General features: G+C 62.6%; 23 protein-coding genes and 3 tRNA genes. 15 read left to right on the top strand and 11 right to left on the bottom strand.

Translation table 11 applies throughout. The features are described from left to right. The first annotated feature begins 14 nt into the window (after positions 1 to 14). The 4 genes from CSC67_RS11975 (at position 15) to CSC67_RS11965 (ending at position 3,910) form a co-directional block, all read left to right on the top strand. A complete protein-coding gene (locus CSC67_RS11975) occupies positions 15 to 1,196 on the top strand; it encodes a CaiB/BaiF CoA transferase family protein (RefSeq protein WP_209304320.1) in 1,182 nt (393 codons plus the stop codon). Beyond that, the gene (locus tag CSC67_RS11970) at positions 1,193 to 1,960 is read left to right on the top strand and encodes an enoyl-CoA hydratase/isomerase family protein (RefSeq protein ID WP_167752880.1); all 768 of its coding nucleotides are present in this window, start codon (positions 1,193 to 1,195) and stop codon (positions 1,958 to 1,960) included. Before CSC67_RS11975 ends, CSC67_RS11970 begins: the two co-directional genes overlap by 4 nt. A gap of 110 nt (positions 1,961 to 2,070) precedes the next feature. Next, entirely contained in the window at positions 2,071 to 2,205 is a 135-nt protein-coding gene (locus CSC67_RS21655) for a hypothetical protein (protein WP_280813374.1), read from the top strand. A gap of 202 nt (positions 2,206 to 2,407) precedes the next feature. Beyond that, the gene (locus tag CSC67_RS11965; protein ID WP_118994766.1) at positions 2,408 to 3,910 is read left to right on the top strand and encodes a sodium:solute symporter family transporter; all 1,503 of its coding nucleotides are present in this window, start codon (positions 2,408 to 2,410) and stop codon (positions 3,908 to 3,910) included. 127 nt (positions 3,911 to 4,037) lie between these two features. Here CSC67_RS11965 and CSC67_RS11960 read toward each other — a convergent pair whose 3' ends face one another. Further along, a complete protein-coding gene (locus CSC67_RS11960) occupies positions 4,038 to 5,039 on the bottom strand; it encodes a PDR/VanB family oxidoreductase (RefSeq protein WP_209304319.1) in 1,002 nt (333 codons plus the stop codon). Between the two features lie 247 nt (positions 5,040 to 5,286). On the opposite strand from CSC67_RS11960, the gene CSC67_RS11955 reads away from it, so the two are divergent. Next, on the top strand, positions 5,287 to 5,559 hold the full coding sequence (locus CSC67_RS11955) for an antitoxin (protein ID WP_118994764.1): 273 nt from the start codon (positions 5,287 to 5,289) through the stop codon (positions 5,557 to 5,559). Continuing rightward, a complete protein-coding gene (locus CSC67_RS11950; RefSeq protein WP_118994763.1) occupies positions 5,556 to 5,957 on the top strand; it encodes a type II toxin-antitoxin system VapC family toxin in 402 nt (133 codons plus the stop codon). Before CSC67_RS11955 ends, CSC67_RS11950 begins: the two co-directional genes overlap by 4 nt. Positions 5,958 to 6,095: 138 nt before the next feature. Here the strand turns inward: CSC67_RS11950 and CSC67_RS11945 are convergent, their stop codons facing one another. Continuing rightward, positions 6,096 to 7,028 (bottom strand): LysR family transcriptional regulator, encoded by a 933-nt coding sequence (locus CSC67_RS11945; RefSeq protein ID WP_118994762.1) that lies wholly within the window; start codon positions 7,026 to 7,028, stop codon positions 6,096 to 6,098. A 300-nt stretch (positions 7,029 to 7,328) separates the two neighbouring features. Between CSC67_RS11945 and CSC67_RS11940 the strand changes: the two genes are divergently transcribed. The 6 genes from CSC67_RS11940 (at position 7,329) to CSC67_RS11915 (ending at position 13,990) form a co-directional block, all read left to right on the top strand. Beyond that, positions 7,329 to 8,306: a tripartite tricarboxylate transporter substrate binding protein gene (locus CSC67_RS11940; RefSeq protein ID WP_118994761.1), complete on the top strand. Its 978-nt coding sequence runs from the start codon at positions 7,329 to 7,331 to the stop codon at positions 8,304 to 8,306. A 24-nt stretch (positions 8,307 to 8,330) separates the two neighbouring features. Continuing rightward, complete coding sequence (locus CSC67_RS11935) at positions 8,331 to 8,786, top strand: tripartite tricarboxylate transporter TctB family protein (protein WP_135227463.1); 456 nt, start codon at positions 8,331 to 8,333, stop codon at positions 8,784 to 8,786. A gap of 25 nt (positions 8,787 to 8,811) precedes the next feature. Then, positions 8,812 to 10,284: a tripartite tricarboxylate transporter permease gene (locus CSC67_RS11930; RefSeq protein WP_118994759.1), complete on the top strand. Its 1,473-nt coding sequence runs from the start codon at positions 8,812 to 8,814 to the stop codon at positions 10,282 to 10,284. A 75-nt stretch (positions 10,285 to 10,359) separates the two neighbouring features. Then, positions 10,360 to 11,505 (top strand): mandelate racemase/muconate lactonizing enzyme family protein, encoded by a 1,146-nt coding sequence (locus tag CSC67_RS11925; protein WP_118994758.1) that lies wholly within the window; start codon positions 10,360 to 10,362, stop codon positions 11,503 to 11,505. Between the two features lie 144 nt (positions 11,506 to 11,649). Next, positions 11,650 to 12,795 (top strand): porin, encoded by a 1,146-nt coding sequence (locus CSC67_RS11920; RefSeq protein WP_245220214.1) that lies wholly within the window; start codon positions 11,650 to 11,652, stop codon positions 12,793 to 12,795. Positions 12,796 to 12,844: 49 nt separating this feature from the next. Then, the gene (locus CSC67_RS11915) at positions 12,845 to 13,990 is read left to right on the top strand and encodes an alpha-hydroxy-acid oxidizing protein (RefSeq protein WP_118994757.1); all 1,146 of its coding nucleotides are present in this window, start codon (positions 12,845 to 12,847) and stop codon (positions 13,988 to 13,990) included. Positions 13,991 to 14,024: 34 nt separating this feature from the next. Here CSC67_RS11915 and CSC67_RS11910 read toward each other — a convergent pair whose 3' ends face one another. From CSC67_RS11910 to CSC67_RS11895, 4 genes are all read right to left on the bottom strand, one after another. After that, positions 14,025 to 14,687, bottom strand: a complete 663-nt coding sequence (locus CSC67_RS11910) for a dihydrofolate reductase family protein (RefSeq protein WP_118994756.1) — start codon at positions 14,685 to 14,687, stop codon at positions 14,025 to 14,027. A 96-nt stretch (positions 14,688 to 14,783) separates the two neighbouring features. Then, positions 14,784 to 14,860 (bottom strand) — tRNA-Asp (locus CSC67_RS11905). A gap of 29 nt (positions 14,861 to 14,889) precedes the next feature. Further along, positions 14,890 to 14,965, bottom strand: a tRNA-Glu gene (locus CSC67_RS11900). A 136-nt stretch (positions 14,966 to 15,101) separates the two neighbouring features. Beyond that, positions 15,102 to 15,177: transfer RNA gene (locus CSC67_RS11895), tRNA-Ala, on the bottom strand. Positions 15,178 to 15,547: 370 nt separating this feature from the next. Between CSC67_RS11895 and CSC67_RS11890 the strand changes: the two genes are divergently transcribed. Then, on the top strand, positions 15,548 to 17,638 hold the full coding sequence (locus CSC67_RS11890) for a putative bifunctional diguanylate cyclase/phosphodiesterase (RefSeq protein ID WP_118994755.1): 2,091 nt from the start codon (positions 15,548 to 15,550) through the stop codon (positions 17,636 to 17,638). A gap of 43 nt (positions 17,639 to 17,681) precedes the next feature. Here the strand turns inward: CSC67_RS11890 and lnt are convergent, their stop codons facing one another. The 5 genes from lnt to miaB form a co-directional block, all read right to left on the bottom strand. Further along, positions 17,682 to 19,313: an apolipoprotein N-acyltransferase gene (lnt, locus tag CSC67_RS11885; protein ID WP_118994754.1), complete on the bottom strand. Its 1,632-nt coding sequence runs from the start codon at positions 19,311 to 19,313 to the stop codon at positions 17,682 to 17,684. Then, on the bottom strand, positions 19,310 to 20,197 hold the full coding sequence (locus CSC67_RS11880; RefSeq protein ID WP_118994753.1) for a CorC family transporter: 888 nt from the start codon (positions 20,195 to 20,197) through the stop codon (positions 19,310 to 19,312). The genes lnt and CSC67_RS11880 overlap by 4 nt, the downstream gene beginning before the upstream one ends. A 138-nt stretch (positions 20,198 to 20,335) precedes the next feature. Further along, the gene (ybeY, locus tag CSC67_RS11875; RefSeq protein ID WP_118994752.1) at positions 20,336 to 20,797 is read right to left on the bottom strand and encodes an rRNA maturation RNase YbeY; all 462 of its coding nucleotides are present in this window, start codon (positions 20,795 to 20,797) and stop codon (positions 20,336 to 20,338) included. Then, positions 20,790 to 21,803: a PhoH family protein gene (locus CSC67_RS11870; RefSeq protein WP_118994751.1), complete on the bottom strand. Its 1,014-nt coding sequence runs from the start codon at positions 21,801 to 21,803 to the stop codon at positions 20,790 to 20,792. The genes ybeY and CSC67_RS11870 overlap by 8 nt, the downstream gene beginning before the upstream one ends. Further along, positions 21,800 to 23,230: a tRNA (N6-isopentenyl adenosine(37)-C2)-methylthiotransferase MiaB gene (gene miaB, locus CSC67_RS11865; RefSeq protein ID WP_118994750.1), complete on the bottom strand. Its 1,431-nt coding sequence runs from the start codon at positions 23,228 to 23,230 to the stop codon at positions 21,800 to 21,802. The genes CSC67_RS11870 and miaB overlap by 4 nt, the downstream gene beginning before the upstream one ends. A gap of 291 nt (positions 23,231 to 23,521) precedes the next feature. Between miaB and sorT the strand changes: the two genes are divergently transcribed. Next, a complete protein-coding gene (sorT, locus tag CSC67_RS11860) occupies positions 23,522 to 24,754 on the top strand; it encodes a SorT family sulfite dehydrogenase catalytic subunit (RefSeq protein ID WP_118994749.1) in 1,233 nt (410 codons plus the stop codon). Positions 24,755 to 24,922: 168 nt separating this feature from the next. Next, entirely contained in the window at positions 24,923 to 25,267 is a 345-nt protein-coding gene (gene sorU / locus CSC67_RS11855; protein WP_118994748.1) for a SorU family sulfite dehydrogenase c-type cytochrome subunit, read from the top strand. Positions 25,268 to 25,613: the final 346 nt, after the last annotated feature.

The raw sequence follows: 25,613 nt of genomic DNA, 5'->3' as shown, positions 1-25,613 counted from the left end.
CATGAGGTATCAGCATGAACATTCCTGGCCCTCTTGCTGGGATTCGCGTCCTGGAGCTCGGGCAGATCGCGGCCGGGCCTTTCGCCGGCTCGTTGCTCGCGGATCTCGGCGCCGACGTGGTAAAGATCGAAAGCCCGGGCCAAGGCGATGGGATGAGGTCGTGGCCGCCTCTTGCGGACGGCGCGGACGGCGAGACCTACAGCGAGAACTTCGCTTCGCTCAATCGCAACAAGCGCAGCGTTGCGCTGAATCTCAAAGACCCGAAGGACGTCGAGGCCTTGAAGGACTTGTGCGCGGCGGCCGACGCCCTGGTCGAAAACTACCGCCCCGGCGTCATGGAGCGCCTGGGGTTGGGGTACGAGGCGCTGAAGGCGTTGAATCCGCGTCTCGTCATGTGCTCCATCAGCGGCTACGGCCAGACGGGCCCTTACGCCGAACGGGGTGCTTTCGACGTCACGGTGCAGGCCATGAGCGGGCTGATGAGCGTGACGGGAGAGCCGGCCAGCGGCCCCGTCAAATGCGGTGTTCCGGTAGGGGACTTCTGCGCCGGGCTGTACGCCGCGTACACCGTGACGGCGGCCCTGCTGCGCACTCGTGAAACGGGCGAGGGCTGCCATATCGATTGCTCGATGCTGGGAAGCCTCATCGGGATTTCCGCGCTTCAGACCAGCGAGTTCTTCGGCAATGGCGTTCCGGCGGGGCGCCTGGGCTCGGCGCATCCGCGCAATGCGCCGTACCAGGCTTTCAAGGCCAGCGACGATTACTTTGTAATTGCCGCCGGTACCGACAAGCTGTGGCTGCAAGTATGCGAGGCGGTGGGCAAGCCCGAGCTCGCGAGCGAACCGGACTTCATCGACCAGCTGTCGCGGGCGAAGAATCAAGAGCGCCTGGCGGAAATCCTGCAATCGAAGTTCGTCGAACGCACGGCGGAATACTGGCTGGCCGAGTTCGATCGGCGCGGCGTCCCGGCAAGCCCCATCAATTCCTTTGCGGATGTGATGGCCGACCCGCATGTCCGGCATATGGGAATCGTCGAGGACCTGATGCTGCCCAATGGCGTGTCGACCAGGACCACGCGCTTTCCGATAGGAATGAGCGGCTACGCGTTCAAGGTCCGACGGACTCCTCCTCGCTTGGGAGAGCACAACCAGGCCGTCCTCAACGAATGGACCAGCAAGGCGGAGGCTCAATCGTGAACGACCTGTCCGATGCCTCGGGCGGAGGGCTCGTCGAAACGGCTTTCAGCCATGCGGGCGCGGTCGCGCAAATCTGCCTGAACCGCGCACGGTTCGCCAATGCGTTGAATGTCGAGATGGTCGAGGCGCTGTCGGCCAGCCTGCAGCAAAGCATAGACAGCGGGGTGGCGCTCATCGTCCTGCGCGGCCACGGCTCCACGCTATGTGGCGGGTTCGATCTAAGAGGGTTGGACGGCGAGTCCGACGCCAGCCTCGCCCATCGTTTCCTGCGGCTGGAAACGCTGTTGCAGAAACTCCATTATGCGCCCTGTCAGACGCTGGTGTACGCGCATGGGCCCGTCATGGGCGCGGGCGCCGACCTCATGGCCGCCTGCCGGGTGCGCCTTGCCGCGCCGGACGCGTCCTTTCGTTTCCCCGGCATCCGTTTCGGCATCCTGCTGGGCACCAATCGCCTGGCGGCTTTGATCGGCGATCACGCATACCGGGCGGTGGTCGAGCAGCAGCGCATCACTGCCCAGGAGGCTGTGGATCTGGGACTGGTGCATCAGGTGATGGACGGCCACGAACTGGATGAAGCCATTACCCGGCAATATGAATCGCTGACGCGCATACCCTCCGGAACCCGGGCGCGCCTGTTCAGGCGCGACTCCCGGCAGGCCGACCTGGACATGGGCATCTTGGCCGGAACGGTGGCCGAGCCGGGCTTGAAGAGGCGAATGCAGGAATATTGGGCGAGCGTCAAACAGTCTGCCGCCAGAAGTTGAAGACGCAGCGGGCCGTCGCAAGCAGTGTGATGTATCGAGTTTCAAGCTTTCTACAACAATAACAGTCGTTGCGGTCGAGCTGGTTTATTTGAAAGGAGGAGGTAAAACTCATGTTCAGTCTGTATTGGATAGGCATCGTCGTCTGTGGCGGAATCGTGGTCGCCATCTGGAACCATATGTATCCGCGATCGAGCGCGGGGTTGAGCAAGGCACACCGGTCGCGCTATATCGCACATCCGCATTAAGCGTTCGACGAGCCGTATCGGCGCCGCTCAGGGCGGCTGTAACGCCGCCTGGGCGGCCAACTTAGAAAGTTCAGCAAGACATTGAAAGAAGGCGCTTTTCTCAAGGCGTCCGGGAAGATGTGCGCGCGGGTTATTGGTTTGTTTTTATGGGTAGCTACTAACGCAGAGAGATGAAGTACTTACATAATATTTGGAGGCGACTATGGCTGATAAAACCTTTCTCATATGGTCTATCACAGCCTTTCTGCTGTTGTACCTAGTGGTCATACTATGGGTGGGAAAGCTCGGGGCCAAGCACAGCAGATCCATGCGCGGCTATTCCATTGCGCGCGGGCAGGTCAACCCGTGGATCATCGGCATCAGCTTCGGCGCAACCTATGCGAGCGCCAATCTGTTTCTCGGTGTCCCCGGCTGGGCCTATACCTATGGCGCGCCCACCTTGTGGTGGACGTTCGGCTGTTTTGTCCTGACATGGAGCGGCCTGGTGCTGTTCGCGCGCAAGTTCTGGCGCGACGGCCAGAAACAGGAAGGCGCCCTGACGCTGCCTCACTGGCTCAAGATCCGGTATGGCAGTGTGTCGATACAGGTGCTGGTGGGGCTGCTGGCGCTGTTCAATATCTATTATGTCGTCGGCCAGAACGTGGGCCTGGCCACCACGTTCGAAGCGATCATGGGCCTGCCGTATGCCTGGGGTGTCATACTGGGCGTGGCCGTGACAGTCGCCTATCTGTTCGTAGGCGGCGCCTATGCGCAGTATATCGGGGACGGCATCCAGGGTGTCTTTATGTGCGTGGCCGGACTGGCCATATTTGTTTCCCTCGCCTGGACCATCGGCGGCGGATGGAATTTTCTGGGCGAGCTCGGCGCACAGCTGCATGCGATCGATCCGAATCTGACGGCGCCGGTGGCGCAATCCGGTCCCTTCTACAGCTGGCTGGCCATCATCTCCATCAGCTGGCTGTTGTTTACCTTCGGGCTGTTGCCGCACCTGATGAACAAAGTCCTTTCAATAGAAAAGGAAGAAGACCTGAGGCCGTTCATCTTGTCTTCGGGCATCACCTTGTTCCTGTTGTCCTGTTTTGCCGTGTTTGCGGGCATGGCCGCCCGGGTGATCATGCCCAACCTGGCCTCGGCGGACAGCGCCATCCCCGTCTATATTGAGCACGCGTTCCCCACCATTGTGGTTGCGCTGATGATAGGAGGGCTGCTGTCGGCCATTCTTTCGACCACCAACAGCCTTTATCTGGGCATGTCCGCCATCATTGGAAACGACATCTACAAGCCTTTGATCGCGCCCTTGATCTATCGTGACGCCAACGCGGACAGCGACAAGATCGAAAAAAGCACACTCGTGGTGTCCAGGGCGGGTCTCATCGTGGTCGGCGTGGTGTCGATGATCATGTCGTTCAAGCGGCCGGACTCTTTGGCGCTGCTGACGCAATTTGGCATATCGGCGATCATCAGCGGCGTCATCGCCCCCATCGCGCTGGGATACGTCTGGCAGAAGGCGAATCGCCTGGGGGCCCTGGCTTCGACCATCGGCGGGGCGGGGTGCTACATTGTTCTTACAGTGACGGGGATACAGGAGAACGTCTTCGTCGCGCTGGGCATAAGCTCGATCGTGGGTTTTGTGCTGATGATCGTGGTGTGCCTGGCGACGAGCCGGGTCAGCGTGCCGCAAGAGTACATGGCTCACGCCGAGTGAAGGCTTGACCGCGCTGCATCGGCTTTGCCCCGAAAGCCGGACGCGCCGTCCGGCTTTCGGGCAGTCGTACTTGCATGGGTTGCTTAATCGGGGTCTTCGTGAAGACCCCGCTCGGATGCGGCGGCGTTCAGATGTCCAGGACCAGAGGGCCTTGCTTGGCGCGGGCGCAACATACCATCACGTAGTTTTTCCGGTTTGCGTCGTCCAGGACGGAATCCCGGTGCTCGGGCACCCCGCCCACATAACGAGTCATGCAGGTGCCGCAATAGCCTTCCTCACAGGATACGTCGACGTGCACGCCGTTGCGCTCGAGCACCTCGACAATCGTTTCATCCGCGCCCACGGTATAGGTTTCGCCGCTCTGCGCCAGCCGGACGTCGAAGGGCTCGTCCGCTTCGCCGGGCGCCTCTGTGCTTGAAGGACTGCCCGCGCTGAACCGTTCGAAATGGACGTGGCCCGCCGGCCAATGAGCCGATGCCGCGCCGACGATGTCCAGAAAGCCCGAAGGGCCGCAGTAATACACATGCTCGCCTTCACCGGGATGCTTCAATATTTCGGCCCAGTCGGGGCGGCCGCCTTCATCGTCGAAGTACAGGGAGACCCGGCCCTTCGCGGCAAGAGGCAGGAGGGTTTCCATGAACGCCGCGCGCGCGCGCGAACGGACACAATAATGGAGATGAAAATCAGCCTGCTCCCGCAAGCAGGTCTTGACCATGGCCGCCAGCGGCGTCACGCCTATGCCGCCGGCGATGAATGTGAAGCGTCGGGCCGACCTTTCCAGAGGGAAGTGGTTGCGCGGGGCGGAAATGCTCAGTTCACAGCCCGCATGCAGGTTTTCATGGATGTAGATGGACCCGCCGCGCCCCTCCTGTTCCCGTTGCACGGCGATCACATAGCGATGCCGTTCGGCGGGATCGTTGCACAGGGAATACTGCCGTATCAGCCCGTTCGGTAAATAGAGGTCTATATGCGAACCCGCGGTGAACGCGGGCAGGCCGTCGGCCGCCAGCTCGTAGCTGTAGATGTCCTCGGCGATCTTCTGCACATCGGCCACCCTGACTGCGATGGCCGTTTTCCGATTTTCATGGCGTTCGCCGATCGAGTTTGTCGCTGCCGCTACAGTCATCATGGCTCCTCGCTGGTCTTGAATTGCGGCCGGAAAGAAGCCGCTGGTGTTCAGTCCAGTATAGGAAGCGCGTGCATGAAGTTCAAACAAGTTATTTTTCGGTTTTACCTCAAATTATTTGATGTATGAGGCCTGCGCCAGGCGCTCGATCGAGAATGCAATACATCCGACGGCAAAAACTGTCCTGCCTTACTTTTGTTCTCATGTTTTGGCATATACAATGTGGCATATGCATTCCAGGAGCGAGAACATGACCGCCACGACCACTAATTCCAGACCGCGGGAAGCCAAGCTCTTTCGGAACAACCGCAGCCAGGCTGTGCGGATTCCGGCAGAATTTGAACTGCCGGGCGATCGCGTGTTGATACGGCGAGAAGGCACGAAGCTCATCATCGAGCCTGTGACCGGACCAAGGAACATCGTCGAGCTTTTGGTCCAATGGAGAAAAGACGAGCCGCTTGCTCCTGAAGACCAATTCCCCGACATCTCCGACACACCGACTGCGCCGGAAGACCTCCTGTGAGCGGCTATCTGCTGGACACCAACATCATCAGTGCGCTTCTGCGCGACCCGGACGGCCCTGCTGCTCATCACATCGAGCGCGTCGGCCACCAAGAAATCTGCACCAGCATCATCGTCGCGGCCGAGTTGCGCTATGGCTGCGCGAAGAAGGGCTCCGCCAAACTCCTGGCCCGGGTTGAAAGTCTTTTGGAGACGATTCCCGTTCTGCCTCTGGACATCCCGACCGATACTAAATATGGCGGCATTCGCGCCGAACTTGAAACAGCTGGAGAGCCCATCGGCGCCAACGATCTGTTGATCGGCGCCCACGCCTACGCGCTTGGCATGACACTCGTGACGGGCAATGTCAGAGAGTTCGAGCGAATTCGCGGCCTGGCAGTGGAAAACTGGCTTATCTGAAAAATGAAAAAAAGCCCGGTGCTCGATGAGCGATCAGGCTTTTTTGAGGTCTATGGTGGAGCGGCACTACTCCAATACCACTTTGCAACCAGTCAATCCACTTCGATCGCCGCGCCGCCGTTGGCTGGCCAAGCCGGCTCATTGACCGTCTTTGCCGCCATAAGGCGAGCGCGCAAACAGCTGGCTTGCCAGATCGCGGAACCAGATGATGCCGGCATCTTGTTCGAACCGCCGGCTCCAGTACAGCGACACCGTGAAATTGCGCAGGGGGAGATCCAGCGGCTCGATATACGCGAATTCGCCGTGGCGATTGAACTCGCCCACGGTGGTGTGAGGCACGACGGCGCATAGATTGGTCGCGCGGATAATGGACGGCAGCGTCATGAAGTGCTGCGACACCAGGCGCAAACGCTGCTCCAGGCCGAGCAGCTTGAGCATGCGCAGCGTATCGAGATGGGTTTCGACCGCCACGAATTCCACTTGCTGCAGCAGCGCCGCGGGTACGCGGTGGTCTTTGGCGCGCGACAACAGGGGATGGCGCTTGCGCAGCAGGACGACGTAGCGGTCGTTGAACAGCGGCACGCGCCGGGTACCGTTGAGGCGGGGAAAATAGCCGAAGGCGAAGTCCACTTGCGCGTTGTCCATGGCCTGAGCCAGTTCAATCGTTTCGAGCGATATGGACTTCAATCCGATTCTTGGCGCCTGGCGCTCTATCTCGGCCAGCAGGCCGGGAAGAAACCGGTCTTCGCCCATGTCGCTCATCATCTGAATCCGGAACACGCGTTGCGACTGGGCCGGATCGAAGGCGTCCGTATCGGCAAGCGCGAGGTCGAGTATGTCGAGTGCGTTGCGCACCGCCGCCGCAAGCCTTTCGGCGCGTTGCGTGGGCCGCACCCCGCCCGGCGCGCGCACGAACAGTGGATCGCCGACCAGAACCCGCAGGCGAGCCAGCCCCTGGCTGGCCGCGGGCTGGCTGATTCCCAGGCTGTCCGCCGCGAGGCTGACTTTGTTGCGCGTGTATATCGCATTGAAGAGCCGCAATAGGTTCAGGTCGAGATCATTAACATTCATTTGGCTAATGTTGTTTATTAGTTCATGTTTATTGTCTTATATCGATGTTCACCACACAATAGATTCAACCTGAAAAAAGGATGCGGCCGCCGGCAAGGCGACGCAGCGTTCAGGGGATCCGAGAAAAATTTCTACATCCGAGACAAACCTTGTCCATGGCCGCCGGCGCTTCATCGCCGACGAGCCTTTCCTTCCCAAGCGGGAAGGCCGGCCATGAAGGCGGCGCTGGACAATGGAATCAGATGCCGGCCAGGCGAACACCACGAGGTGGAAGGACTGGGCGCTTTACAAGGAGGCATTATGAAGAAAGCTGTAACCTCGAGCCTTGCCGCCGCCGTGCTGGGGCTCACCCAGATGGCCGCGGCGCAGCATGCGATCGCGCAAGACGCGTTTCCGGGCAAGCCCGTCCATCTGGTCGTTCCTTTCAGTGCCGGCGGCGGCTCCGACGGCTTGGCGCGTGCCATTCAGAACGTCATCGAAACCGACAAGCTCCTGCCCGTTCCCCTGGTCATCACCAACGCCGAGGGGGCGAGTGGCGCGGTCGGAACCCGCCAGGTGTTGAAGGCCGACCCCGACGGATACACCATCCTGCAGATACACCAGGAGATGTTCAGCTCGATGGCGATGGGCCGGGTCGACTACTCCGTCGATGACTTCGAGCCGGTGATCCAGGTGAGCGAAGCCTGCATGTTCATGGCCGTGCCGAAAAAATCTCCGATCCAGGACTTCGAGGGTTTCGTCGCCGCCGTCAAGAAAGAGGGCAGGGGCCTGAAGCAGGCTGACGAGATCGGAGGCGTGACGCATTTTCCGTCGGCCGAACTGATGAAGCTACTCGGGACGCAGTGGTCCATCGTCCCCGTCGGCTCGACGGCGAAAAGATTCGTGTCGCTGAAAGGCGGCTTCACGGACATGGCGTTGATGTCTCCATTGTGGATCAAGCGAGGCGAGGCCGATCTGCGGCCCTTGGCGATGATGAGCCCGGAGCGTTCGGCGATCGCGCCGGACCTGCCCACGGCGAAAGAGCTGGGCTACCCGATTTCCTCTTGCATCAACCGCCGCTATTGGGCGCCCAAAGGCACGCCCGCCGAGCGTATCGACGTCATCGCCGACGCTATCGAGAAAGCCGCTCATTCGAAAGGCGTCGGTGATTATCTCTCGCGCACCGGCGAAGAACTCAAGATAGTGCGCGGCGATGCGCTCAAGCAGCGCGTGGCGGCGGAGTTCAAGTCTTTCGAAGATGTCGTGGACATTGTGAAAGGCACGTCCGCATCCAAATAAAACCAAGCGATAGCGAGATAAGCCATGTTTACTCCACGTGTCCGATACGACTGGATCAGCGTTGTGCTCTCTTTGGGCTTGGCGGCCCTGTTCTATGCCTCGTCGCTAAGCATCGAGCCGAGCGCCTACGAGCCCCTGGGGGCGGCCTCGCTGCCCAAGGCGGTAGCCGTCTTCCTGTTTGTCATGGCCCTGGCCAAGCTGGCCGCAATGCTGAAAGGGCGGGGCATGCAGGCCGGCCAGCCTGAAAGCGGTTTGCTCAGATCTTTGGCCATGCTGGGCCTCATCGTGCTGTTCGTCCTCGCGATCGATGTGTTCAAGCTTGGGTTCGGTATAGCAGTGTTCTGTTTTCTGACCGTTTCCTTCCTGTATCTGGTCAGGCTGCGCACGGCCGGAACGATCATCAAGGCGGTCGTCGCCACGGCGATTTTCTCCGCCGCCGTCGATTATGTCGCCACCCGGGTTTTTCATTTCTTCCTGTGAGCGGGAATCCAGAGAGGGCTAAGACATGATGGAAGGATATCTCGCCGCTTTTTCGGTGAACGGCTTGCTTTGGGCCGCAGTCGGCGCGAGCCTTGGTATTTTCGTGGGCGCCATTCCGGGCCTGTCCGGCGCGATGGTCATTGCGCTGGCGCTGCCGCTGACCTATTTCATGAGCGCGAGCGATGCGCTGATTCTTCTGATAACGATATACATAGGCGCCACGACCGGCGGGCTGATCAGCGCCACGTTGATGAACATGCCGGGGACAGAGTCCGCGATCATGACGACGCTGGACGGTTACCCGATGGCCCAGAAGGGAGAGCCTTCGCGGGCCCTGGGACTGGGAGTGGGCGCTTCTCTGGCGGGAGGCATGCTGGCATGGGTGGTTCTGGCCGTATTCTCCCCGCCGCTTTCCGACTTCGCCGTGCGGTTCGGTCCGTACGAGATATTCTCGATGACGCTGGTGGCGCTGGTCCTGATCGCGGCGATCTCCAAGGGAGGATTCGTCAACGGTCTCATCTCGGCGGGACTCGGCGCCTTGTTGTCCTTCCCGGGCATCGACCCCGTCTCCGGATCGCTGAGGCTGACCTTCGGCGTGAGCGCCCTGGACAACGGCTTTTCACTCTTGCCGGTCATGCTCGGGATGCTGGTCCTGAGCCAGGTGCTGATCGACGTGTCGAAGACGGCGGCTGTGGCGGAGATCGTCGACAGCGTGTCCAATAAAGTGGCCTTCAAGCTGAGGGACTTCCGTATCAACGGCTGGAACCTGATCCGTTCCTCGGTCATCGGGACATGGATCGGGATCTTGCCGGGTATCGGCGCCACCACCGCCTCCATCGTTTCCTATGGCGTGGCCAAGGCCACCTCGAAGAACGCCGATCAATTCGGAAAGGGGGCCAGCGAGGGCATTGTCGCGTCCGAGACGGCCAACAACGCCGCCGCGGTGGGCTCTCTGGCGCCCCTCATCGCCTTGGGCATACCGGGCTCGGTGACCACCGCCATACTGCTGGGCGCAATGGTGATTCACGATCTGAATCCGGGGCCCCTGCTGTTCAGCTCCAACCCCGACATCGCCTACACCATCATTGCGGGCGCCTTGCTGGCGAACATCATCGTTTTCCTCATCATGTGGATCGCGACGCCGCTTCTGGCCAAGCTGATGTATCTCGACAAATCGGTCTTGTTTCCCGTGATCGTGGTGTTCTGCGTGATCGGCGCCTTCTCCGTGTCGAACGACTTCTTCGACGTCCTGGTCATGCTGGGCTTCGGTGTCTTCGGTTTCCTGCTGCAGAAGGCCAGGATGCCCGTCGGTCCGTTCATCATCGCCTACATTCTGACCCCGATCGCGGAAGTCAATCTGAGATCCGGCCTGGTCTTGTATGACGGCAGCTACCTGCCGCTGCTGACACGCCCGATCAGCCTGTTCTTCGTCGCCGCGTCGGTCGCGACATTGCTTTGGGTGGCCATAAGCGCCCTGCGCGAATCCAGAAAGGCTTGATCTGTTTTTTGGAATGGATGCGTCCGGTCCGGCGAGTAGCCGGCGACGCATCACTCATCAGGAGTTATTGCAGTCATGAGCAAGTCGACAAAAATCACCGAGGTCCGGGCGACGGCCCTCTCTGTTCCCGCTTCCTTCGACTATTGCGGTCGGAAGAACCAGCACGAGCTGGGTATTTGTATCGTTGAAATCACGACCGAGGCGGGCCATGTCGGCGTCGGCATGACCGCGATCACGGAGGAAAGCGTCGTCGCATGCGCGATCAACGACATCGCGGCGCCGGCGCTGGTCGGCCAGGACGCGCTGAATATCGAGAGAATCTGGGACAAGCTCTACTGGATGATGACGCCTCGCGGACAATCGGGCTATGCCATGCATGCCATCGCCGCCGTGGACCTGGCCCTGTGGGACATCAAGGGACAGGAGCTGGGCCTGCCCGTCTGGAGGCTGCTGGGCGGGGCGCGTCCGAAAGTGCAGACCTATGCCACCATCGGATTCGACTTCTTCGATCGCGAGCAGCTGGCTGAAGTGGCCACCGCCTGGAAGGCGAGGGGGTTCAGCAAGTTCAAGATGGTGGTGGGACACAATGGCCTGAAGCGGCGGGACGAGCCGCGTCCCCTGATGGATGTGATGCGCGAGGACATCAAGCGGGTCGAGATCCTGCGCGAGGCGGCGGGCGAGGAGGCCGAGCTGTTCGTCGATGCGAACTGCAATCTGGACCTTTATCACGCGACGTGGTTGGCCCAACGCATCGAGGCTTTCGACATCTCGTTCTTCGAAGAGCCGCTGGTCGCGAACGACGTGCACGGCCTGCGCGAACTGCGCGGCAAAACGAGAATCCCCCTGGCGGGTGGGCAGAACGAAGGGCAGATCCAGAAGTTCAGGGATTTCCTCCTTCATGGTTCGCTGGATGTGCTGCAGCCCAACGTGGCCATCACCGGAGGCATCACCTTGTGCCGCAAAATTGCGGCCATGGCGGAAGGGTTTGGCGTCAACATCGACAACGGCGGGGCATGGCCCTTCCACAACATGCATCTGCACGCCGGCCTGCGCAACGGAGGAATGATCGAGTACCACATCTTTTCGGTCGAATGCCTGAGCAAGATATTCAATGATCTTCCCGTCCCTCGCGACGGATGGCTCGAGCTGCCGAACACTCCAGGCCTCGGATTCACCTTGAATCGTGACGCGCTGAGCGAGTTTGCCACGCGGCCGTCCTGACCCCTTCCGCTTGCATCCATAGCTTTCCCTGAGCCAAGCGGCGGCTCAGGGCCGCAACGGGCGTCCGACTGGCGTCCCGATTGGCGGCGTGTTGCCCGCGACAACGATATTGAACCCTTTTGACCGCCAATGGAGGAGATAGCAGTGAAACCAAAAACTATTGCAATCGGTATTGCATCCGTACTTCCGATGATGGCAAGTGCGCAGAGCTCGACGAACGTGAGCTTGTACGGCATCGTCGGGACGGGAATCGAGTACGTCAACAACGTCTACGACGTCGAGACCGGCAAGAAGCACAGTTCGGTCCATTTCAACAACGTCACGTCTTCCATCTCGTCCCGCTGGGGCCTGCGCGGCAAAGAGGACCTGGGCAATGGCCTGAGCGCGGCCTTCGTACTGGAGTCGGGATTCAACACCGCCACGGGCGTTGCGCGGCAAGGGGAGCGCCTGTTCGGCCGCCAGGCATGGGTCGGCCTGAAGGGCGATTTCGGCCAGCTTGCCTTCGGCCGGCAATACAACATGCTCAAGCGGGGCCTGGCGGAGGCCGACCTGCTTGGGTCCAATACGCACGGCCTGGCGTCGCTGAACAGCTACATACCCAATACGAGAATGGACAACTCCATCACCTATCTCGGCAAGTTCGACGGCTTGCGCTTCGGCGCCGCCTACGCGCGCGGCCGCGAGACGCTGAAGGGCTGCGGAGTCGATTACACCGACCAGACCGCATGCCAGGCCTGGTCGGTGATGCTGGGCTACGATGCGGCGAACTGGGGCGTCGCGGCGGCCTACGACGTCCTGCAAGGCACGGACGCCGGCGGCGGCGCCTGGAACGAATGGTATGGCGCCGGAGCGCCCCTGCTCAAGGACGAAAAGGACAGGCACTGGACGCTCAACGGCTACGTCAAGTTCGACGACCTCAAGCTCAGCCTGATCTACCTGAACCGCAAGAACGATGCGGGGATGGCCAGCTATGCGGGGTCTCTGGGCGATCGCAGCGACATGTGGTCCCTGAACGCGGCATATCAGGCGAGTCCTGCCGTGGTCTTGGACGGTTCGGTGAACTATTTGCGCTACAAGGACGCGGACGTCGGCTCCAAGTCATGGTTCTATGTGGCTCGCGCCCGCTATCTGTTCTCCAAGCGTACCCATGTCTTCATATCGGCTGCCTACATGGACAACAAGGGCTATGCCGCCAACTCGGCCTCGAGCGGCACGTCTGGCGCGGGTTTCCAGGCCGAGGCGGGAGGGAGCCAGACCAGCGTGGCGGTAGGGCTGACCCACCATTTCTGACGTGGCAAGGGCCATGAGTGCGAGGCGAAATGAAGGCGGTAGTTGATACATGAAATGGGTAAGCGTATATGACATGCGCCGGCAGGCGCGTCGCACTTTGCCGAAGATGGTGTATGACTATCTCGAGGGCGGGGCCCTGGATGAGCGTACGCTGCGGGACAATCCGGCGGCATACCGGAATTGGCGCTTCCTGCCGCGGCGCCTGGTCGACCTGAGCGCCGTCAGGCCCGAAACCCCGATGTTCGGTCGGGACATTGCGTTTCCCGCCGTCGTGGCGCCCACTGGCCTGAACTCCCTGTTCTGGCCGCAGGCCGACCTGGCCCTGGCGCGCGCGGCGCAGCGCTGCGGCATTCCCTTCACCTTGTCCACGGCGTCCAGCATGTCGCTGGAGCAGGTAGCCGGACTCAGCGCGGGGCGGCTCTGGTTCCAACTGTATGTCATCGAACCGGGGCTGGCCCGGTCGCTGGTCGAGAGGGCGAAGAGCGCAGGCTACGAATGCCTGGTGGTCACCGCCGACGTCGTGGCCAACGGCAAGCGCGAGCGCGACTTGCGCAACGGCTTCGGGCTGCCCGTGCGCTATGGAATCCGCACGCTTTGGGACGGCCTTTGCCATCCCGCCTGGTCATGGCGCTATCTGCGCCATGGCCTTCCGGTGCTGGGAAACTTCCATGCCTCCCAGATGCCGTCCCCCGAAGCGCGGGCGGCTTTGCTGAGCCGGTCCATGGACCAGAGCTTCGATTGGGCCGCCCTGGACGCCATCCGCCAGAGCTGGCCCGGGAAAATGCTGGTCAAGGGAGTGCTGCATTCCGACGACGTCGAGCGCTGCCGCAAGATGGGCATGGACGGCGTGGTGCTGTCGAACCATGGCGGCCGGCAGCTGGACGACGCATGCGCGCCGCTGGACGTGCTGGCCCAGCTGGCGCCGATGCCCGGCTTCGACATTCTGGTCGATGGCGGCATACGCCGCGGCAGCGACATCGCCAAGGCCGTGGCGCTGGGCGCGCGCGCCGTCATGGTGGGCCGCGCCGCGCTGTACGGCCTGGCCTGCGCCGGCGAAGCGGGCGTATTCCATGCCTTGGGCCTGCTGCAGGAAGAGTACCGGAACACACTCGTCCAGCTGGGTTGCCCCGATACCAAGTTGCTGGACGCCGAATATGTTCGGCGAGGCGTCCCGACGATCGGGCCGGCGCCCTGACCAAGCGAAAGGCGCCGAAGGACGATGGCGGCAGTCAGGCGCCCGTGTGCCCTTGGCGCCTTAGGACGATATGCGTGGCCTTCTCCGTTGCTACGGATTCAACGCATTCGTATCCCAGCGTCCGCAGGTCGACCTCTTGAAACAGCGATTCTCCCCGGCCGAGCAGGACGGGGGCGATGGCGATGTGCAGCTCGTCGATCAAGCCTTCGCGCAGATACTGCCGAATCGTGTCCGGCCCGCCGCCGATCCGCACATCCAGTCCGCCGGCGGCTTCGCGTGCGCGGTCGAGCGCTTCGTGTATGCCCCCCGTTATGAAGTGGAACGTCGTGCCGCCTTCCATCTCGATGGGGGCGCGAGCATGATGAGTCAAGATGAAGGCGGGTACATGGTACGGCGGGTTGTCTCCCCACCAGCCTTTCCAGCTCGTGTCCGGCCATTCCCCGCGAACGGGCCCGAACATGTTCCTTCCGAGAATCCAGGCTCCGACGTTCAGGAAGCCGCGAGCGGCGAAGTCATCGTCGACGCCGGTCGTGCCGTCATCCTTGCCGAACAAGGTCCGCTGGAACGTGCGTGTCGGGATCAGCCACTGATGCAGTTCCGCCCCGCCAACGCCGAGCGGATGGTCGATGTCTTGATGCGGACCGGCTCCGTATCCATCGAGCGAGATGGTGAAGCCCTCGACGCGAACTCGTGTCATCGTTTGCCTCCGGCAACCTCTTCATGCATGGGAAGGCACGAGCGAGGCGAAAAAAAAAGCACTTACTTGCTGTAAGTGCTTTTTTACTGAATTCGGTGGCGGAGCGGACGGGACTCGAACCCGCGACCCCCGGCGTGACAGGCCGGTATTCTAACCAACTGAACTACCGCTCCGCAGCGGTGTACTGCTTGCCAGAAAGTGCTGGCGTCCCCTAGGGGATTCGAACCCCTGTACCCACCGTGAAAGGGTGGTGTCCTAGGCCTCTAGACGAAGGGGACACAAGGACAAACAAGCCGTAAATTATAGCACGAAGCGTACGCTGCTTTTGGCGGCAACTTCTTCAAGCGCCGGGCGTTTGGGCCCACATTACTGCTATTTGCTTAACAAGCCTTTCTACTGCTTCTTTGTAGGAACTGGTGGAGGTAAGCGGGATCGAACCGCTGACCTCTTGCATGCCATGCAAGCGCTCTCCCAGCTGAGCTATACCCCCGTGTTGCGGTGCCTAGCAAAGAAGCGAAATTATGCACCATAAAATTTTTTTGTGCAAGTAGAAAAGGAAACAGATGAGCGTGCGACGGAAATGGCTGGCGCCTTCGCGGCAGGGCCGACAGCGGTGAGGAGGCCGCGGCCAGTAAGGACTGAAGCGCTTTTGCGCGTTTCGATCGCCCCGAAATGCAAGCGGAAGAAGACAGGAATTTTTGCTTGCGAGCTTTTGTAACGACGGGTTTCGAAAAGCGTACAATAGACGTCTAATGCCGATATTCAAATTTAGATGCGCCTGATTCCGCGCACTTGATCGGCGCCCGCCTTTGCAGCAGGGCGGCTTCACAGCAGCAGTCCTATTTTTGGATGGACGGCCTATGGTTGAAGAGTGGCAACGTCATCGACCCGAATTCTCCCGTCTGGATCGCATTTCCCCATGGACGCCGGCCATGCACGCAAGCCTGGCCGATCACGCCGCTGTGGGCATGTACCTGTTGGAAGACGATCGCTTCCTGTATGTCAACGACCGCTTGGCACGGATGCTGGGCTATCAGCGCGCCGAAATGCTGGGCATTTCCATCTTCGACGTGGTGGCGCACGACGAGCGCCAGCGTGTGGCCGAGAAACTGCAGCAGACGCTCGCCGAAGAAAAAGACATCCACTACGAACGCAGGGCGCGCTGCAAGGACGGCTCGTTTATCGACGTGGAGGTTTTCGGCTCGCGGCTGGATGTCGAGGGCAGGCGCTTGATCGCGGGAGTGATGCTCGACGTGACGCGCCGCAAGCAGGAAGAAGCCATGGCGCAGCTCACGTCGCTGGTTTACCAGCACAGCAGCGATGCCATGGTCGTGACCGACGCCAACGGCATCGTCATCACCGTCAATCCCGCGTTCACCGATATCACCGGCTACAGCCTGGACGAAGTGGTGGGGCGCCGCATCAGCGTGTTGAGTTCGGGCCGGCACGACCCGGCTTTTTTCAGGGCGATGTGGAGATCCATCCGCCGCAGCGGAAGCTGGGAGGGCGAAATCTGGAACCGGCGCAAGAACGGCGAAGAGTACGCCGAACGGTTGACGATCAGCACTTCCTATAACGACGATGGCAGCGTACGCTGCCGGGTCGGGCTGTTCTCGGACGTCACCGAAAAAAAACGGCGCGACGAGCGAATCTGGCACCAGGCTCATTACGATTATCTCACGGGCCTGCCCAACCGGCTCATGCTGCAACAGGGGCTGGAAGCCAAGATGCTGTATGCCCGCCACACCGGTTCGGCGTTCGTCCTGCTGTATCTCGACCTGGATCTCTTCAAGGAAATCAACGACACGCTGGGCCACGGCAAGGGCGACGAAATGCTGCGTCAGGTGGCCGCTCGCCTGCTGGCCTGCGTGCGCCGCTCGGACCTGGTCGCCCGGCTGGGCGGAGACGAATTCTGCATTGTCGCCGACGGCATCTGCGGCGAAGAGGAAACCCGCGGCCTGTGCGAGAAAATCGTGCGCGCCGTGGCCGAACCCTATTTGCTGGGCGACGACCGCGGCCTAATATCCGTCAGCATAGGCGCGGCCTTCTACCCCCGCGACGGCGAGAGCGCCGACGAGCTCATCCACAATGCGGATCTGGCCATGTACGCGGCCAAGGACCAGGGCCGCAACGGCTACAGCGTATACGCGCCCGGCATGCGGCGCGAGGCCGGCCTGCGCCGCCAGTTGGTGCGCGACCTGTCCGGGGCGCTGGACGCCGGGCAGCTCGTCCTGTACTACCAGCCCATCATCGACCTGCTCAGCGGCCGGGTGGTCAAGGCCGAGGCGCTGCTGCGCTGGCAGCATCCGCGCAACGGCCTGCTCAGTCCCATGCATTTCATGCATGAGGCCGAAGAAACCGGCCTTATCGTCGACATGGGCAACTGGGTGTTCCGAGAAGCCGCCCGTCAGCTGGCGCAGTGGCGCCGAAGGCAGCCTGATTTCCAGATGGCGGTCAATATGTCGCCGGCGCAATTCGCCAGCCGCAAGCTGCATCCGGCCGATCTGCTGGCCAGCCTGCACAAGCTCGGTGTGCCCGGCGAAGGCATGGTGGTGGAAATCACCGAAAGGCTGCTCATGGACATCAGTCCACAGATCAGCCACAAGCTGCTGGCCTTCAGCGATGCCGGCATACAGATTGCGCTGGACGATTTCGGCACCGGCTATTCATCGTTGCCCTATCTGCTTACCCATCACATCGGCTATCTGAAGATCGACATGTCCTTCGTGCGCAATATCGAACGCAGCCCGCAGGACCAGCGCCTGTGCGAGGCCATCATCCTCATGGCGCGCAAGCTGGGGCTGTCGGTAATCGCCGAAGGCGTCACCACGCCGGGGCAGCGCAAGGTGCTGGCCGAGGCCGGCTGCGACTTCGCCCAGGGCTTTCTGTATTCGGCTCCCGTCAATGCCCAGGGCTTTGAAAAGCTGCTGGACCGCTCGTTCGGCGATTAGCAGTATGGCGCCGGCGCGCCGATACCTGCACGAGCGGTTCCGCCTACGCGCCAGCAGCCCCCGATGTCCGGCGGCGCAGCAGTACGGCGGCAGCCGCCAACAGGCTCCATGCCAGTACCGGCCAGTTGCCCGCCCTGACATAGGGGGTGATGCCCGCCATGCCCTGCACTTCGACGTCCAATACGCCCTTCACGTGGGCGTCCAGTACGGCCCTGACATGGCCGTCGGGGTCGATGGCCGCGGTCATGCCGGTGTTGGTGGCGCGCACCATCGGCCGGGCGGTTTCCAGCGCGCGCATGCGCGAGATCTGCAGATGCTGGCGCAAAGCCCACGACTCGCCGAACCATCCGAGATTGCTCATGTTGACGAGTATGCTGGCGCCCGGACCATGTTCCGCGCTGTCCCGCACGCCGCGGATGATTTCCTCGCCGAACACGTCCTCGTAGCAGATATTGGGGGCGAAGCGCTGGCCGGCCAGTTCGAAATGGGTCTGGCGGGTTTCGCCGCGGTCGAAGTCGCCCAGCGGAATGTGCATGGCGTCGACGAACCAGCGAAACCCCGGCGGCACGAATTCGCCGAAGGGAACCAGATGGTGCTTGTCGTAGCGCATGGCAGTCGAACCCGAGACCAGCCGCTCTACGGAAGTGGCGCCGTCGAAGCCGATGGCGCTGTTGGTGTAGCGTTCTCCTTCGGGACCGCGCGAATGCAGGGGTACGCCCATGATGATGCCGGCGCCGCGCTGGGCCGCGATCTGGCGCCACTGGTCCCAGAACTGCGGCGCGTAACGGTCCTGGAACAGGGGCACGATGGTTTCGGGCAGCACGATGACGGCGGGATTCATGTCCGGCTGCCGGGGCGGCAGGGCGGCAAGCTGCATGTAGGTCTCTATGCCTTGCTGCATCAGGGCGGGGTCGAATTTCTCGGACTGCGGGACATTGCCCTGGACCAGGCGCATCAGCACCGGCCTGCCGTCGGCTTGGCCCCAGGAAAGCCCGCCCAGCACCCAGCCGATCAGGGCCAGAGCGATGGCCCCGGCGACGGTGGCGGCAGCCGGGGCTTCGCGGCCGGAGCGCTGCAGGTGCATCAGCAGGCCTACCGCGCCGCAGATGAAGGCTGCCAGCCAGGTGAGCCCGTACATGCCGATAATCGGCGCCCAGCCGGCAAGAGGACCGTCGACGTGGGCGTAGCCGACGGCCATCCAGGGAAACCCCGTAAAGAGCGTGCCTCTGAGCCATTCGGCCAAGGTCCAGCATGAGGCCCAGGCGGCTATCGCGAGAAAATGGCGGGCATAGCCGTCCCCCTCCCGCAGGCCGCGCCCCGCCAGCCATTTGGCCGCCGCGGCGGCCGCCCCGTAGAACAGGGCCTCTCCCGCGGCCAGCAGCAATACTGCGACCGAGGCGAGGGGCGCCGCCATGCCGCCGTAGCGATGCAGGCTGATGAAGATCCAGTACAGGCCCACCGCGAAGCTGCCCAATCCGAACAGGAAGCCCGTCGCCGCCGCGCCCTTGACACTGGGCGCGCGCCAGACCACCCGGGCCAGGAAGGCCAGGCAGAGCAGCTGCACGTAGGGCAGGAGCACGGCCGGCAGCGGCTCGGGCGCGAAGGCCTGGGCGTGGGCCGCGCCCAGCAGGAGCAGGCTGGCGCCATGGCGCCATGATTGCAGCGTGGGCTTCAAGGCTTGGCCGCTTCGGACAGGGCCAGGGGGCTTTGCGCGTCGTGCTGGATGTGAAGCCAGAGCACGCGCTTGTTGTCGGCGCCCACCACTGTCATGTTCAGGCCTTCGAAATCGAGCGTGTCGCCGCGCTTGGGTATGCGCCCCAGCTCGGCGGTGAACCAGCCGCCCAGCGTATCGTAGTCATTGTCCGGCACGCTGGTGTTGAACGCCCGGTTGAAGATCTCGATTTCGGTGGCGCCCATGGCGCGCCAGCTGTTGCTGCCGGTCTGGAAGATGGTTTTTTCGGCGTCCTCGTCGTATTCGTCCTCGATGTCGCCGACGATCTGCTCGAGCACGTCTTCCATGGTGACCAGCCCCGCGGTGCCGCCGTGCTCGTTGATGACGATGGCCAGGTGGTTGCGGCTGCTGCGAAAGTCGTGCAGCAGCACGTTCAGGCGCTTGGTCTCGGGAATGAACACCGCCGGCCGCACCAGCGGACGCAGGTCGATGGAGGGGTTGGTAAGGGTCAGGAGCAGGTCTTTGGCCAGCAGGATGCCGACGATGTTGTCGCGGTCGCCCTCGTAAACCGGAAAGCGCGAATGGCCGGTTTCGATGATTTCCGGCAGGAGATCGGACAGGGGCTTGGTGATGTCCAGCATGTCGATCTTGGAGCGGGGCACCATGATGTCGGCGGCCGTCTGGTTGGCGACGTTGAGCGCGCCGGAAATCATGGTGAAGGCATCGCCGTCCAGCACTTGCCTGTCGTGTGCGGCCTCGAGTACCGCCTTGATGTCTTCTTCGTCTTCCGGTTCCGGCCGGATGAGGGAGACGATTTTGGCGAGCAGGGATTTCGAGGACGCCTTGCTAGATCGGGGCTCAGGGTCGTTGGGATGGGATTCTGACATTGTCCACAGGACTGGTTATGAAGCATTTAGCATAACCGAAATTGCAAAATTTTTCGGTCGCAGTGATTGTTGCGGCGGGCTCGCATGGGCGCTGAAGTGCGCGGCGCACGGGCGCGGCCGTGGGTTCCGGCACAGTGATCAGGCGTAAGGATCGGCGATGCCGAAAGTAGCGAGAATGCGTGTTTCCAGCGTTTCCATGTCGCGCGCCTCGGCGGCGTCCAGATGGTCGTGCCCCAAGGCGTGCAGGACGCCATGCGCGGTGAGGTGGGCGGCGTGATGCAGCAGCGTCTTGCCCTGTTCCCGCGCCTCGCGCTCGAGCACCGGCAGGCACAGCACGATGTCGCCGGCAAGGGTGCCCTCGGGGTCCATGCCGTATTCGAAGGTGAGGACATTGGTGGCGTAATCGCGCCCGCGGTATTGCCGATTGAGTTCGCGTCCTTCGTCCTGGCCGACCAGGCGCAGCGTAATGGCGGCGGCGCGCAGTCCGGGCAGCGTGTCGCCGGCCACGTCCAGGCTGCGCTGCACCCAACGCCTCAAGCGCCAGCGCGGCAGTTCGGGCGCGGGTTCGGCGTACTGCACCGCCAATGAAAGCTCATGCATCGCCCGAGCCCGCTTTTTCGTAGGCGTCGACGATGCGCGCCACCAGGGGATGGCGCACCACGTCGCGGCTGGTGAAGCGCGTGGTGGCGATGCCCTGGACCGAGTCGAGCACGTCCAGCGCATGGGTCAGGCCGCTGGGCTGGCCGCGCGGCAGGTCGACCTGCGACGGGTCGCCGTTGATCACCGCCTTGCTGCCGAAGCCGATGCGGGTCAGGAACATCTTCATCTGCTCGGGGGTGGTGTTCTGCGCCTCGTCCAGGATGACGAAAGCGTGGTTCAGGGTACGGCCGCGCATATAGGCCAGCGGCGCTATTTCGATGGTCTGCTTTTCGAACAGGCGCTGCACCCGCTCGAAGCCCATGAGGTCGTACAGGGCGTCATACAAGGGACGCAGATAAGGATCGACCTTTTGCGCCAGGTCGCCGGGCAGGAAGCCCAGGCGCTCGCCGGCCTCGACGGCGGGCCGGGTCAGCACCAGGCGCTGCACCGACTCGCGCTCGAGGGCATCGATGGCGCAGGCCACGGCCAGCCAGGTCTTGCCCGTGCCGGCCGGCCCCACTCCGAAGGTGATGTCGTGCTTGAGGATGTTGTTGAGGTAGTCGCGCTGGCGCGGCGTGCGCGGGCGCAGGTCGCTGCGCCGCGTTCGCAACGAAATATCGCCGCTATGGTCGTCGACCGGCGGCAGTTCGGGCAGGGCGGGGGCGTCGGCAGGCTCGTCTTCGTCGCGGCTGCGGCCCGCGCCCAGCTCGACCATGCCCAGCTGGATGTCGTCGACCGAGAGCGGCTTGTGCACCGAGCGGCGGTGGAACAGGCGCAGGGCGTCGGCGGCGGCGCGCGCCTGCTCGCCCTCGATGGTGATGCGATTGCCGCGCCGGTTGAGCTTGACGTTCCAGCCGTCGGCGATCTGTCTCAGGTTTTCGTCCAGCGGGCCGCACAGGTTGGCCAGATGGGTGTTGTCGCCCTCTAGCACGACGGCGACGGGCTTGTGGCGGGCGGCGCTGCTCATAGGCCCGGGCCCGCCTCGGAAGAAACGAGCTCGCCCTTGAGCGTATTGGTGTTGGTGGAGACGATGCGCACGTCCACCATCCGGCCGATCAGGTTCGCCGGCGCGGCGAAGTTGACGATGCGGTTGTTCTCGGTGCGGCCCATCAGCTCGTTGGGGTCGCGCTTGGAGGGCTTTTCGGCCAGCACGCGCTCGATGCCGCCCACCATGGCTTGGCTGATGGCGGCCGCCTGGTCGTTGACCAGCGCCTGCAGCCTGTACAGGCGAGCCAGCTTTTCTTCTTTGGTGGTCTTGTCTTCGAGGTCGGCGGCGGGCGTGCCGGGACGTCGCGAGTAAATGAAGGAGAAGGACTGGTCGAAGCCCACTTGCCGGATGAGGTCGAGGGTTTTCTCGAAATCGTCTTCGGTTTCGCCGGGAAAGCCCACGATGAAGTCGGACGACAGGGTCATGCCGGGCCGCGCGGCGCACAGCCGGCGAACGATGGACTTGAACTCCAGCGAGGTATAGCCCCGCTTCATGGCCGCCAGCACCCGGTCGCTGCCGGCCTGGACGGGCAGGTGCAGAAAGGGCACCAGCTTGGGCAGCGCGCCGTGGGCCTCGATCAGGCGGGTGGTCATCTCTTTGGGATGCGAGGTGGTGTAGCGGATGCGCTCGATGCCCGGAATCTCGTGGATATATTCGAGCAGCATGGCGAAGTCGGCGATTTCGGCGCTGTCGCCCATGGGGCCGCGATAGGCGTTCACGTTCTGCCCCAGCAAGGTGACTTCCTTGATGCCCTGGTCGGCCAGGTCGGCCACCTCGACCAGCACGTCGTCGAAGGGACGCGACACCTCTTCGCCGCGGGTATAGGGCACGACACAGAAGCTGCAATATTTGCTGCAGCCTTCCATGATGGAGACGAACGCGCTGGGGCCGTTGATGCTGGCCGGCGGCAGGGCGTCGAATTTTTCGATTTCGGGAAAGCTGATGTCCACCTGCGACCGCCCGGACTGCTTGCGCTGCGAAATCAGCGCGGGCAGGCGGTGCAGCGTCTGGGGCCCGAACACCACGTCGACGTAGGGCGCGCGCCGCACAATGGCCTCGCCTTCCTGGCTGGCCACGCAGCCGCCCACGCCGATGATTAGGTCGGGATTGAGCTGTTTCAGGTGCTGCACCCGGCCCAGGTCCGAAAAGACTTTTTCCTGCGCCTTTTCACGCACCGAGCAGGTATTGAAGAGGATGACGTCGGCTTCTTCAGGGTCCTGGGTGAGCTCCAGCCCCTGGTCGTTGCGCAGCACGTCGACCATTTTGTCGGAGTCGTACTCGTTCATCTGGCAGCCGAAGGTCTTGATGAAGAGCTTGCGGCTCGATCCAGCGGCGGACGGTGAAAGCGGCGTGGCGCCGGAGTCGGCGGGCGCGCCACCGGCGCGCTTGAGGGTGGTTTCTTGCATGATGAGCGGCCGTTACGGGTGTCGATCCCGGGGGCAGATGGAAACCCACGATTGTACTGCGAACCGGGCTCCTCGGCCCGCGCGGCGCATTTCCCGTACGCCTTGCGCCTCGTTCGAACGGACGGCGCCGGCGCGGCTGCGAGGGCATATATTGATATATTATTAATGGCAATAAGCTAATTTCCTCTGGCTATATATGGCCATATATAGGGGAGAGAAAGAAATTCGGCCCTGGAAACAGGGCCAGCATTCAGAGGCGCACCGCCGCCGGGTTACGACAAGGAGATCATCATGGAACATAAGACGAACATCATCCGCCGCCGCTTGCTGGCCACCGCAGGAGGCGCCGTCGCCTGGGCGGGCCTGGGGGCGCCGGCCCTGGCCGACTCCACCGAACCCGCGTCGCAGTCAAATCCCGGCCCCGTGTCGGACGCCAAGCCGCTGCCTGGCTATGCCCAATGGAAAGACGCCGACAGCATGATCGTGCACAGCGCCAACACCATCGAGACGCGCCGCACGGCCTTCGGCTCCAGCGGCATCACGCCGCTGGACAAGCTGTTCATCCGCAATAACGTGACGCCCCCCTCGGCCGACATCGTGAAGGACCCCGACGCATGGCAGGTTCAGGTCGACGGCGTGGACAAGCCGCGCAGCTTCACCGTGGCCGAGCTCAAGACGCTGGGCCTGACTTCCGTGGCCATGGTGCTGCAATGCTCCGGCAACGGCCGGGCCTACTTTCCTCACAAGCCCAGCGGCACGCAATGGACGGTGGGCGCGGCGGGCTGCGTGGTGTTCACCGGCGTGCCGGTCAAGGCCGTACTCGAGGCCACGGGCGGCATGGTGGACGGCATGGAATACATGACGGGCACGGGCGGCGAGGAGATTCCCGCGGGCCTGGACGCCAATACCATCATGGTCGAGCGCTCCGTGCCCCTGTCGGCGATCGAAGACGCGCTGCTGGCCTGGGAAATCAACGGCGAGCCCATTCCGCTGGCCCATGGCGGGCCGCTGCGCATGATCGTGCCGGGCTATACGGGCGTGAACAACGTCAAGTATGTGAAGAAGCTGGCTTTCACCAAAGAGCAGTCGCCCGCAAGCATCCAGCAGAACAGCTATCGCATGTCGCCGGTGGGTGTCAAAGGCACGCCCGAACACGATTCCGTCTGGGAAATGCCGCCCAAGTCGTGGATCAATTATCCGTCCGATGCCGAGCAGACCGTCAAGGCGGGCAAGGTCACCATCAATGGGGTGGCCATGGGCGGCATGAGCGAAGCCGAGAAGATCGAGGTGTCGATCAACGGCGGCAAAGACTGGCAGAAAGCCGAGTTCATCGGCCCAGATCTGGGCAAGTATGCGTGGCGCGCTTTTGCGCTGACGGTCGATCTGCCGGCCGGCGAACATCAACTGGCTTCGCGCGTCACCAACGACGACGGCGACACCCAGCCCGAGGAGCGCGTCGAGAATAACCGCGGCTACATCAACAACAGCTGGCGCGACCACATGGTCACCGTCAAGGTCGCTTGAAGTAGTCGCACTGAGCCGGTCGCCGCTTTGGCAAGGCCAAGGCGGCTTGAACCGGCCGGCGCTTTTCTGCGCTCGAGGCGGCTCGAACTTAGGCGGCCTCTGCCAAGCCGCATGGCTTGAGCGGGGCCAATCTTGTTTTTCATACAAAAAATTTCGTAGGACTCTTCAATGCAGCAAGCAGCACGTTTCTTTTTGGCCGCCGCGTCCATCGCGGGCGCGGCCTTTTCAGCTCACGCCTCGGACGCGCCCGATCCAGCGGTGCTGGAGCAGGGCAAAGAGCTATTCCTTACCAAGGCGGTTCCGGCCTGTGCCGTGTGCCATACCCTGGCCGACGCGGGCTCGGAGGGCGCCATCGGTCCCGACCTGGATGAGCTAAAGCCGGACATGGCGGCCGTGAAAAAGGCACTGCATGAGGGCGTGGGCGTGATGCCTTCGTTTGCGGCTACGCTCAGCGAAGAGGAGATGGATGCTGTGTCGAGCTATGTCGTGCATGCGACGGGTGGCGGCAAGTAGGGACGCCGGAATCTAATCGTGCCGGCTTTTTGAATATTATCTGCCGGCCCTGGTTGAGTTTTATTCCGCCGGTTTTTTTGGGTCTTTAAACGCCGCTGGAGCAGGGGGTATTTGCGCCGGGCGGTCGGGCGTTCCGAGGCAGCGCCCTCCAACGCCTGGCGCAAATACCCCCTGCTCCAGCGGCTTATGTTTGGGCAAGCCGGCAGGCCGCAAATGCAAGCCGCTGGAGGCGGGCAGGCTCGAAGCGGGCGTTGGAGGGCGCCGCGTTGAGCGCGCCGGCGTGGGGGATGTCGGCGAGAGCCTGTCCGAGTCCCGGAGCCGCGCAGCGGCGGAGGTCGAGTTCTCC

It is taken from the genome of Pusillimonas caeni (assembly GCF_003545815.1).
Classification (GTDB): domain Bacteria; phylum Pseudomonadota; class Gammaproteobacteria; order Burkholderiales; family Burkholderiaceae_B; genus Pusillimonas; species Pusillimonas caeni.
This window is presented reverse-complemented; position numbering and strand designations above follow the sequence as displayed.